Source organism: bacterium (assembly GCA_021158245.1).
GTDB lineage: Bacteria > Zhuqueibacterota > QNDG01 > QNDG01 > QNDG01 > QNDG01.
Genome location: JAGGVB010000052.1, coordinates 1 through 11023, shown reverse-complemented (window position 1 = coordinate 11023; position 11023 = coordinate 1). Strand labels below are relative to the sequence as shown.

9 protein-coding genes are annotated in these 11023 nt (G+C 37.6%); all 9 read left to right on the top strand.

Features of this window, described 5'->3' with window-relative positions:
- The first annotated feature begins 9 nt into the window (after positions 1-9).
- The 9 genes from J7K93_02845 (at position 10) to J7K93_02805 (ending at position 10856) form a co-directional block, all read left to right on the top strand.
- The gene (locus tag J7K93_02845; GenBank protein ID MCD6115928.1) at positions 10-726 is read left to right on the top strand and encodes a DNA alkylation repair protein; all 717 of its coding nucleotides are present in this window, start codon (positions 10-12) and stop codon (positions 724-726) included.
- A 267-nt stretch (positions 727-993) separates the two neighbouring features.
- Entirely contained in the window at positions 994-1692 is a 699-nt protein-coding gene (locus J7K93_02840) for an FkbM family methyltransferase (GenBank protein MCD6115927.1), read from the top strand.
- Positions 1693-1974: 282 nt separating this feature from the next.
- Positions 1975-2670, top strand: a complete 696-nt coding sequence (locus tag J7K93_02835) for an aldehyde dehydrogenase family protein (protein MCD6115926.1) — start codon at positions 1975-1977, stop codon at positions 2668-2670.
- Position 2671: 1 nt separating this feature from the next.
- Positions 2672-2797, top strand: a complete 126-nt coding sequence (locus J7K93_02830; GenBank protein ID MCD6115925.1) for a hypothetical protein — start codon at positions 2672-2674, stop codon at positions 2795-2797.
- Between the two features lie 115 nt (positions 2798-2912).
- On the top strand, positions 2913-4541 hold the full coding sequence (locus J7K93_02825; protein ID MCD6115924.1) for a DEAD/DEAH box helicase: 1629 nt from the start codon (positions 2913-2915) through the stop codon (positions 4539-4541).
- 365 nt (positions 4542-4906) lie between these two features.
- On the top strand, positions 4907-5515 hold the full coding sequence (locus J7K93_02820; GenBank protein ID MCD6115923.1) for a TetR/AcrR family transcriptional regulator: 609 nt from the start codon (positions 4907-4909) through the stop codon (positions 5513-5515).
- A gap of 69 nt (positions 5516-5584) precedes the next feature.
- Positions 5585-6346, top strand: coding sequence for an outer membrane lipoprotein-sorting protein (locus tag J7K93_02815; GenBank protein ID MCD6115922.1), 762 nt, complete (start codon positions 5585-5587; stop codon positions 6344-6346).
- A gap of 125 nt (positions 6347-6471) precedes the next feature.
- Entirely contained in the window at positions 6472-7758 is a 1287-nt protein-coding gene (locus tag J7K93_02810) for a hypothetical protein (protein ID MCD6115921.1), read from the top strand.
- Positions 7759-8009: 251 nt separating this feature from the next.
- Positions 8010-10856, top strand: a complete 2847-nt coding sequence (locus tag J7K93_02805) for an MMPL family transporter (GenBank protein MCD6115920.1) — start codon at positions 8010-8012, stop codon at positions 10854-10856.
- The last annotated feature ends 167 nt before the right edge of the window (positions 10857-11023 follow it).

Sequence of the window (11023 nt, the reverse complement as noted above, 5' to 3'; positions counted from 1 at the left end):
AGAGGATTAATGAAGATTATCTCATCCGTAAAAAAAGAATTAAAAGAAAAAGCAGATGCTGAAAAGGCACAGCACCTTCAGAAGTTTTTTAAAGCTGTCCCCGGCGGTTACGGAGAAGGCGATAAATTTATAGGTGTTGTAGTACCGGATCAGAGAAAAATTGCAAAAAGATATTATAAAGATTGTACTCTTCAGGAGGCTGAGCAGCTTCTGAATACAGAAATTCATGAGTACAGACTTACATCGCTTTTTATTCTCATCTATAAATTTGAGAAATTGAAGGAAGAAGAGAAAAGGAGGGAAATTGTTCATTTATATGTCAATAATATGGTGAGAGTGAATAACTGGGATCTTGTTGATTTGTCGTCATATAAAATTCTGGGCCCCTTTCTCGAAGATAAGGATAAAAGCCTGCTGTATGAACTTACAGATTCCGGAGACCTGTGGAAGCAGAGAATTGCAGTAATAACAACCTTTCATTTTATAAGGAACGGGCAGTATTCCGATACTTTAAAAATTGCAGAAATACTGCTGAACCACAAGCATGATCTGATTCATAAGGCTGTTGGCTGGATGCTGAGAGAAGTGGGGAAACGGGATTTTGAAACAGAGTATGATTTTTTGAGAAAACATTATAACAGTATGCCGAGAACAATGTTAAGATATGCAATAGAAAAGTTTGATGAGAAACTTCGGAAACAGTTCCTGTACGGTGAAATAGAGTAGTGCGCTGATAAATAACTGTTATTCCTGCTCATAAGAAATCCATACTGAATTGCACGGAGAAAAGAAAAATGAATATTTTTGCGGAGGTAAGTTATTCCGGCCGGTGCTGAAAATCCCAAAGTATTTCAGAAAAATTATAAAATGGATCCCCCCTTTATACAAACAGCCTGAAAGGTTTTGATAAAGAGCCGGTAATTTAAAAATGACATATTTCGGGGAATACTTAGGTGCTTTATTGTTCATTATTTAATTGTGAGGTTTAACTGTATGTCGGAAAAGTCGTTATATGACAAATTATGCAAAAAGAAATTTAATCCTCAACATGCTGCAGAAGTGGGAGTATATCATCCTGAAACATCGAATATTTATGGCTATATAAAAAGCGGTGTAAGAAGTACTCTGGTTGAGCCTGATCCTGAATCTATTAAACGGATTAAAAGTCACTTTAAAGGCCTTGAGAGCTTAACTCTCTATGAATGTGCAATATATGATTATAATGGTGAAATTAAATTGGCGCAGAGGGATGCTTCGTCATTTATTGCAGATTTAAGCGTAGCTCCCGCAATTGTAAATGATAACTATGTATTGAAGGATGAGGACAAGATCACAGTTGAGTGCAGGACGTTTGATGAGATTGATGACGGCGGAATAGATCTGTTAAGTATTGACACTGAAGGCAGTGAATGGTATGTAATTAAAAATATGTCCAGCAGGCCGGCGGTAATTTCATTGGAAACACACGGGGCAGCATATATCAATCCTTTTATCAGTCAGATACTATCCTGGATGAATGAGAATAATTATATAGTATGGTATAAGACAGGCAGTGATACGGTTTTTGTTAAAAAAGAGTCTTTTAAAATTACTTTTTGGGAAAGAATCAGCCTTTATTTTAAAGAGAGCGGTTTGTTTCTAAGAAGAATGAGGAAAAGGGTTGGAAAGAGAATTTTTCCTAAAAAACCCTGATTCTATCGTATTTTATTCTGAAGAGCGAAGGATATAAAATTACAAAACAAACGTGGTACAAAGTCTCCGTTTTAGAAAAATGGATAAAGCCGGCTGGCTTTGGACTCTGCGTTCCATTGTTGTAATAGGAATATTAAGTTTTGAAATTATGTATGAGGCATCAATTTTTAAATGGAAATTTTATCATACGACAGGATTCTCTTTATATCAGTTCAGGTTTGTTTTACAGAAATAAAGAAATGTCTGCTTGTAAGATAGTTTAATTAATGAGAGGAATTTATTTTGAGTCCTGATAAGATAATGTCAATTAACCCCGCTACTCTGGAAATAAACGGAGAAGTTGAGTTAACTCCTGCAGAAGATGTTAATCTCATAGTAAAAAAGGCACGTTCTGTATTCCCGCTGTGGAGGGATACTCCTCTGTCTGTTCGTTCACAGATAATTAAGAAAGTTCAGGAATTACTGTTAGACAGGGGGATGGAATTTGCAGAATTGATAACCCGTGAAATGGGACGTCCTGTTGTGGAAAGCTTCTCTCTGGAAATAGCGGCAAGTGTTGATGTTGCAGGTTATTATGCAGATAATGCAGATAAGTTTTTAAAAGAGAGAAAAGTACCTCTTCATCATCTTCTCTTTAAAAGACGGGAAAGCATAATCCTGTTTGAACCGCTCGGTGTGCTGGGAATAATTTCTTCGTGGAACTGGCCTCTGCTCATTCCTCTCGGCAGTATTGTACCTGCATTCCTTGCCGGTAACTGCGTTGTTTTTAAACACTCGGATCAGACACCTCTTATATCAGAAAAAATTTATAACCTTTTCCGTAATGCGGGAATTTCGGAAGGCGTATTTCAGATTGTTCAGGGAGGGGCAGATCAGGGGAGAGCTCTTGTAGGTTCTTCCGTAGAAAAAATATTTTTTACAGGCAGTACTGACGTAGGACGAAAAGGCATCCGATTCTTTAAAAAAGTGTGTGCTTGAGATGGGAGGAAGTGATCCTGCCATTGTATGCAAGGATGCGGACATTGAATATACAAGCTCAAGGTATTTAATAGAGTCCAATAATAGAAAACAATGTATCATAAAAACCACAACCCCGAAGGGGTGATATGGTTAAATAATCTTCTTCCCTGCAATATCATGTTTTCATATCTTTTTATAAAATAAAAGCGTATATTATAATGTTTAGTTGAGCAAATTGATTATAATAGGAAAAGAGAAAAATGGAAGAAAAAAAGACGTTTAAAGATCTGGGGCTTTCGGAACAAATGTTGAGCGCTGTTAATAAAAAGGGATTTGAAGAACCAACTGCAATTCAGGTTATGACCATTCCTTTAATGCTTAGGGATGATACAAATATAATTGCGCAGGCACAAACCGGAACCGGCAAAACAGCTGCGTTCGGACTGCCTCTGATTGAGATGGTTGATATAACCTCCAGAACAGTCCAGGCACTTATTCTTGTCCCTACACGGGAACTGGCAATTCAGGTATCAGAAGAGATAAATTCTTTAAAAGGCAGGAAAGATATCAGAATAATGCCCATATACGGCGGCCAGTCAATTGACCAGCAGCTGCGCCGGCTAAAAAAGGGTGTGCATCTTGTTGTCGGTACCCCGGGCAGAATAATTGACCACCTTAAAAGAAAAACCCTGAGAATCGGAAAAATTGAACACCTTATACTTGATGAAGCTGATGAAATGCTCAATATGGGCTTTATTGACGACATGGAAGAGATAATGAAGCATACAAATGCAGATAAAAGAATGCTTCTGTTTTCTGCAACAATGCCGGCAAAGATAAAAGCACTTGCACATAAGTACATGGGTGATTATGAGCTTTTAAGGGTTAAGAAAGAGCAGCTGACAACCAAACTGACCGAGCAGATTTTCTTTGAAGTAAAAGCATCTGATAAATTTGAAGTACTGTGCAGGATAATTGATATTAAGGACAATTTTTACGGCCTTGTTTTCTGCCGGACAAAAAGCGATGTGGATTCTGTTGCTGCCCATTTGATAGACAGGGGATATGATGCAGAAGCTATTCACGGAGATATATCGCAGGCGCAGAGAGAGAGAACTCTCGATAAATTCAGAAAACACAGAATAAATGTTCTTATTGCAACAGACGTTGCTGCACGGGGAATTGATGTTATCAATCTGACACATGTAATCAATTATTCCCTGCCTTATGATCCTGAATCGTATGTTCACAGGATAGGGCGTACTGGAAGGGCAGGAAACGAAGGAACAGCTATTACATTTATAACACCAAGCGAGTACAAGCGGCTTATGTCAATACAGCGGTTCACCAAAACCGATATCAAAAGGTCTAAAGTGCCAAAAGTGCAGGATATTATCAAGGCCAAAAAGGAAAAGATATATCAGGATTTAAATAAAATTCTTGAGAATGAAGTTGATGCAAAATATTATGACTGGGCTAAAAATTTGCTTCAGGACAACAACCCTACACAAATATTGGCAGCTTTGCTTAACTACAGCTTTGAAGAGGAACTCAATCCTGCAGCCTATGGTGAAATAAAAGAGTTCAGTACAAAAGGAAAGCAGCTTGACAGGCAGGGAAAAGCAAGGCTTTTTGTTGCTCTCGGCAGAAAAGATAAAATTGATGCCAGAAAACTTGTTGATCTTGTTACAAGTAGAGTGTCAATTAAATCAAGGCAGATCAGTGATATACAGGTGATGGATAAATTTTCATTTATAACTGTCCCGTTTGAAAATGCAGAGGAAATTGTGGCAAGTTTTAAAGAGAAAGGCAAAAAACCGCTGATATCTCATGCAAAAAAACAAACAGGCAATGAGGTGAAGCAGAAAAAACCCAGGAAGCGGCGTTGATGTTTGGATTGTACGTATAAAAATTAAAAACTGATATTTATCAGAATAATAATTTAATTTGGGTTAAATTAGTAAAATATATTCTGCAGGATTTAGAAATATTTTAAGAAATGTAAGCAAGTTTTGTATTGCTCAGGATACTGGTACCGAGTATTAAATACGAATACAAGAATAAGTATGATGTTTTTAAGTACATAGTAAATTTATTCCAAGAAACGAAGAATTAACTATCAGCAGGCCAGCGCAGCAAAGCAGCATTCGAAAAAATATTTACAAGAAAAAAAATTCCTTGACATTTTGAAACTTTATTTTTATAATGATTTATTATTGACCGACGTGTCAGTAAAAATAACATCAGGGAGATTATGCCAAAAATAGTTGACAAACAAGCTAAAAAGCAGGAAATTGTTCAAGCAGCGATTAAAGTATTTGCCAAACGAGGTTTTGCTAATACTCGCATGGTTGAAATCGCAGAAGCTGCAGGTATTGGCAAAGGAACGATTTATGAATATTTTAAAGATAAAAATGAAATTTTTGCTGAATCCTTCCTGCATTTTATGAATATGATGGATACTGTGATGGGCAAACGGTTGTTTAAAATAACTGACCCCGTGCTTAAATTAAAAGCGATCATTACTGGCTGGACAGAAATTGTCAGCAATTTTGGTGTTGAATACATTGAAGTTGTGTTCGAGTTCTGGACTGAAGGAATTCACACAGGTCATGATGGCGCCACAGGTTTAATCGACATAAATAAGTTGTATGCAGACTATCGAACTGTTGTTAAAGCTATCCTTGATGAGGGTGTCAGGCTGGGCAAATTCAAAAAAATGAACACAACGCTAACAGCATCAATTCTCATTGGCGCTTTAGATGGACTCATGCTGCAATGGGTTCTTGATAAATCTCTTTTTACGATAGACGATATTGCTACTCATTTTTTTGATGAATTTTTACAGGGAATAAATAAATGATTTGTTTATTTTATATTGACCGATAGTTCGGTAAAATAAATCAATTTAAATATCGGAGGTATTGAAATTATGAAAATTTTATTGAAAATTTTATTGATAATTTTAATTCTAACATCATCTCTAATTGCTCAGGAACTAACCGCTGAACAAATTATCACAAAAGTAAACGACCTGATGAATCAGGAATCCGTCTATGGCAAAATGACTATGACTATTGTAACTACATCAGGAAAGAAGCGCACCTTTGAATACGAATCCTGGAGTAAAGACAGTGGTGAAAAAAACTTGATTCGTTACACCCGTCCCGCACGTGTAAAGGGGCAGGCGATGCTTATGCTCAATAATGCAGATGATATCTGGGCATATTTCCCGCGCACAAAAAGAGTTCGTAAATTAGCTACTCACGCCAAAAAACAAAAAATGCAGGGCAGCGATTTTAGTTATGAAGATATGGGCTCAGGCAGTGCCTTTATTACTGATTTTACTGCCAAACGTCTTAAAGATGATAAAATAGAGGGTTATGATTGCTACAAACTCGAACTGACGCGAAACAGAGACAGCAATAGCCATTATTCTCGCATGATTATGTGGGTTATCAAAGATAATTTTTTACCGGTGGTGATGGATTATTATGATGAGGAAAATCCCAACTTGTGTCTCAAACGCCTTGTTCAATATGACATCAAAGACATAGATGGTGTTCCAACGGGTATGAAAATGACTATGTACAATAAAACAGACAATACCCAAACCAGCATGGAAATTTTGACCTGTAAATATAATGCTCCATTGAAAGATGAAATGTTTACTGAAAGGGGATTGAAGAAATGAAAAAAGCAATTAAGAATGTCGAATGCCGAATGTCGAATGTCGTATTTTTTTCTCGGTGTCATTATTGTTTGCAGATTCTTAATTCTCAGCATTGGAAACAATTTCCAAAATTCCGATCACCGACTTTGGGCCCTTTAATTCTAACCATAATTTTTTCTCTATTCTACTTCTTACCTGCATTTAGCCAGCAGGTGGAAGTATTTGGTTATTTTGAACCGCAGCTAATGTTGGCTAAAATCGGCAATGATTTTTATCAACTCAGCTCGAATAAATTGAGAGTAGATCTGCAGCTTAAAGCATCGGATAATGTTTCTTTTGGAGCTAATTTTAATTATATAACATATCATGGTAAAACGAAATGGGATATACTGAAATTTCTGCCAGAGTCAGTTGCTGCCGAAGCGCCAACTCTAAATTTATTTGGCTATGAAACAAATCCTTATATTATGCCTTATAAAAATAGAAATTTTCTGGATAACGCGTTTGTGAAACTTTCATTCAAATATGCTGATTTCACCATCGGTAAACAGCAATTGTCCATAGGCACGGGCTACGCCTGGAACCCGACTGATGTGTTCAATAAAAAGGACGTCATCGACCCAACTTACGAGCAGCCGGGGCATAATGCTTTTCGGATGGATTTGCCGATTAAAGGCGATTTTGGAATTACGGCAATTTATGCTCCAACTGAAGATTGGCATGATACCGACATTTTAGTAAAGTTGAAAGGTCGCTTTTCTCATTTTGATTTTTCTTTTCTGGGAAGTCAAAAACACTGGGCTTATACGGACGCCCGAATTGTTGACCCCATTGCAATGAATTTTTATAAAATGAATACAAAACGGCACATTCTCGGAGCTGATTTTGCCGGCGAATTATTTGGGTTTGGCGTGTGGGGAGAATATGCCTATAATAAAGTGAAAATTGATGACCAGGAAAAACAAACCTATCTTGACGCGTTTAGTCCGCTGCTTGCAGTTTCATCTTATCCATACCAATCGATGGAAATTAAACAGGATTACTACGAGTTAGTTATGGGTTTTGATTACACTTTCGATTTTCAGACATACATCATGTGTGAATATTATCGCAACACTTCGGCTAAATCCGATTACAAGCATTACAATTTCAATGATTGGATGCAGTATCTTTCTGCGGAGACAAAATCAATCACGCGCGATCAGGTTTATATTTTTGTGCAGCATCCTTTGACTGATTTAATTAATATTAGCACTTCTTGCATTATTAGCCTTTCGGATAATAGCTCGGCTGTTATTCCAATGGTAACTTATAATGTATTTGAGAATGTTGATTTGAGTCTGTTTGTAAATTATTATTTTGGCAAAGAAGGGACGGCTTATGCGGGCAATCTCGGTAATGGGGGAATATTTAGAGCGAGGGTCTATTTTTAATTCTTAATTGTTAATTGAGAATGAATAATTGAGAATTGAGAGAGACTAATTGTGAATTGAGAATGACTAACTGAGAGGGGGTTTCTATCCTATTTGTATGTAAGCGATATCTAAAATTTTAATCATAGAAGAAGAGTGATTTTTAGAAAAAAAGTTTGGACAAGAGTACATAAAATATAAAAAAAATGTAAATGCGATATTTCCGACATTAATAAAATTTTTAAAAATGTTATAGAGGAGATTAAAAAAAAATGAGAGAAAATTTACTTAAAAAGTTAGCTCTATGGCACACAACTTATCCCTGGCGGATGTTTGGTATTGTGCTTGTATTAACGGTTATTTTTGCATTTTTCGCCGGTCAATTAAAACAAACCATGCGCTGGTCCGATTTACTGCCGTCAGGCGATCCGAGGACTGTTCAATTCAACAAAATTATTAATGAATTTGTATCGGCAACCAGTATTATCGTTGTTGTTCAGGGCGAAGAAGACCGTATTAAGCAGTTTGCCGATGAACTGGCGCCGCGCTTGTTGGCAGCTATTGATACCAGCAAAAATGCTTCGCTTCAGGCAGACATAAATAAAATCAAAAAGAAGATAACTAAATTACAGACTGAGCAAGGAAAAAAATCTGAAATACACAAACTTCAGTCCGAGATAGAGCAACTTCGGGCGCGGATTAATAAAAAATTAATTAAACGTGTTGATTATAAAGCCGAAGTCGATTTTATGCGCAATCACGGTTTGATGCTTGTTAAGGAAAAAGATTTAAAAAATCTGAAGGACGTTTACACGGATCCCAATCTCACAGGGTTACTATTTAACATTAACAACTCAATGGAAAAAGAGTATGTCGGTCAGGAAGAGTCCATTTCCACGCGCGAGAAAGAAGACCAGGCAGTTATGTTTCTTGACGGCATTCAAAACCTAATTCAATTGATGCAACGCTATGCTCGTGATGAAAATGTTTCAGAAAAAGAAGCGCGCGCTGCTGTAGATAAACTCCTTTTGGGTGAACCGTATCTTTTATCTTATGATAAAAAAGCGTTAATTATGAATGCCATTCCCAATTTCACCATGTTCAACGCGGATTTGCTTGTAAAAGGAACAGATATTATTCAGGGCGTTGTTGATGATTTATTAAAAGATTATCCTGATGTAAAGGCAGGATTAACAGGCATGATACCCGTCGGTCGAGATGAAATGGTTTATTCTACGCAAAGCCTGGGTTATACCAGTGTGATTGCCATTATTGCTATTTTAGCGATGTTAATACTTGCATTCAGAATGTGGGTTGCTCCTGTTTTGGCGATGTTAAATCTTCTTGTCGGCATATTATGGGCAATGGGAACAGCGGCTATTGTAGTGGGAGAATTAAATATTATGACTTCGATGATGGCTGTTATTCTGCTGGGATTGGGTATTGATTTTTCTATTCATCTTATTTCCGGTTTCACGGAACGGCGCGCTGCCGGAGATAGTATCGCCGCAGCTATGGAAAATACATTTTTGAAAAGCGGCAAAGGAATTTTAACCGGCGCGCTAACCACTGCCTTTGCTTTTTTAACCATGATGATCAGCAGTTCTCGCGGGATGAAAGAGATGGGGCTGGTTACCGGAACAGGGCTGTTGGCAATTCTTTTTGCTACATTTTTATTTCTTCCGCTTATGTTAGTATTAAGAGAACGCCGTTTAGATAAAAAACGTGAAAAAGGTAAAGCCGTAAAAAAACTTGTGCAGCAGGATATTTCATTTCGCTTTCTCGGTAATGCCGGGCAATGGGTAAGTAAACACTATATATTTACTATTTTTGCCGGAATTATTATCACTGTTTTGTTAATTTTATCAGCGCGAAATATCACTTTTGATAAAAACTATTTGAACTGCGAGGCAGAAGGATTGGTATCGGTCGCGCTTAATGACACGATACAGGACAAGTTTGATTTAAGTATGGCTTATGCGCTTGTTTTAACCGATGATGTAAATCAGTCCCGTGAATTTGCAAAGAAATATCGCGACTTGGGCTCAGTGGCTATGACTGAAGATATTTCAATGTATCTACCTTCTGTGGAACAGCAGCAAAAACGGACTCCCCACATCAACGAAATTCATAACGCGTTCAACTCGGCGGTAATCAGACCCGCTATACTCCGCAGCGAGCTGCCGGCTTTGAACAAACAAATTGAGCGTCTGCAAATGAATATCATGGAAATGCAGGACATGGCTTTCCTTGGTGGGCAGGATAAGGTGGATAATAAATGCAAGCAGATTGTGGGCGACCCGGATAAGCCTGATTCCGGAAATATTATTCAGCAATTACAGCAATTGTTAGCTGCCGATGGTTCGTTGGCTGCTGAGAGGCTATCTGAATTTCAAAGAGATTTTGCTCCCTATTTCAAAAAGTCGGTAATTAAAATGTGCTCTACCAAATCTCTCCACTTAAACGAACTTCCGGTTTCTATTCTCGACAGATACAGCAATAAAACCCGAGATCAATTTTTAGTGACTGTTTTTCCGGCTGGAGACATCTGGCAAAATTCCGATCTTTTTAATCGTTTTACAGATGATCTGGCAAGAGTCAGCGACAGAGCCACCGGCTTTCCACCCGTATTCCGCGCCTTAATAGACATTATTACTCGTGATGGACGTAATTCAGTATTATTAACGCTGGTAATTATTTTTTTGCTATTGTGGGCAGATTTCCGCAGCATACGCTATTCATTGATCGCCATGATTCCGTTGGCTATCGGCGTAATCTGGATGATTGGTCTCATGCACCTGACAGGTCAGCAGTTGACCGTTGTAAATATAATGGGGCTGCCAATGATTCTGGGTATTGGCATTGACGACGGCGTGCATATTGTCCATCGCTGGCTAATAGAAGGTAAAGGGAAAATTTACACTGTGTTTGCCAGCACCGGCAAAGCAATTTTGCTTACTTCGCTTACAACTATGCTGGCATTCGGTTCGTTGATCTTTTCCATCTTTCGTGGATTTGGGCAGCTTGGCGCAGCGTTATTTGTTGGTGTGGGGGCTTGCTTTTTGGCGACGGTGATTATTTTGGCTGGGATTATTGGTTTGATTGAGAGAAGGAAATAAAATTTTCATGAATGAAAAATTAAAATACATAACGAATCATTTTTTGTGCGAAAGGTGATAATACAACAAAAGCTTAAAAAAAAATCAAATAAAAAAAGCCTTCCGTTTTTGTGTATTAGGAAGGCTTTTTAAAAATCTAATCGGTTTACACTCTTTTTAATTAAATT

Bases quoted from the DNA above. Each gene is read 5' to 3' on its own strand.
- J7K93_02845 (MCD6115928.1), top strand. From the start codon at position 10: ATGAAGATTATCTCATCCGTAAAAAAAGAATTAAAAGAAAAAGCAGAT.
- J7K93_02840 (MCD6115927.1), top strand. From the start codon at position 994: ATGTCGGAAAAGTCGTTATATGACAAATTATGCAAAAAGAAATTTAAT.
- J7K93_02830 (MCD6115925.1), top strand. From the start codon at position 2,672: ATGGGAGGAAGTGATCCTGCCATTGTATGCAAGGATGCGGACATTGAA.
- J7K93_02825 (MCD6115924.1), top strand. From the start codon at position 2,913: ATGGAAGAAAAAAAGACGTTTAAAGATCTGGGGCTTTCGGAACAAATG.
- J7K93_02820 (MCD6115923.1), top strand. From the start codon at position 4,907: ATGCCAAAAATAGTTGACAAACAAGCTAAAAAGCAGGAAATTGTTCAA.
- J7K93_02815 (MCD6115922.1), top strand. From the start codon at position 5,585: ATGAAAATTTTATTGAAAATTTTATTGATAATTTTAATTCTAACATCA.
- J7K93_02805 (MCD6115920.1), top strand. From the start codon at position 8,010: ATGAGAGAAAATTTACTTAAAAAGTTAGCTCTATGGCACACAACTTAT.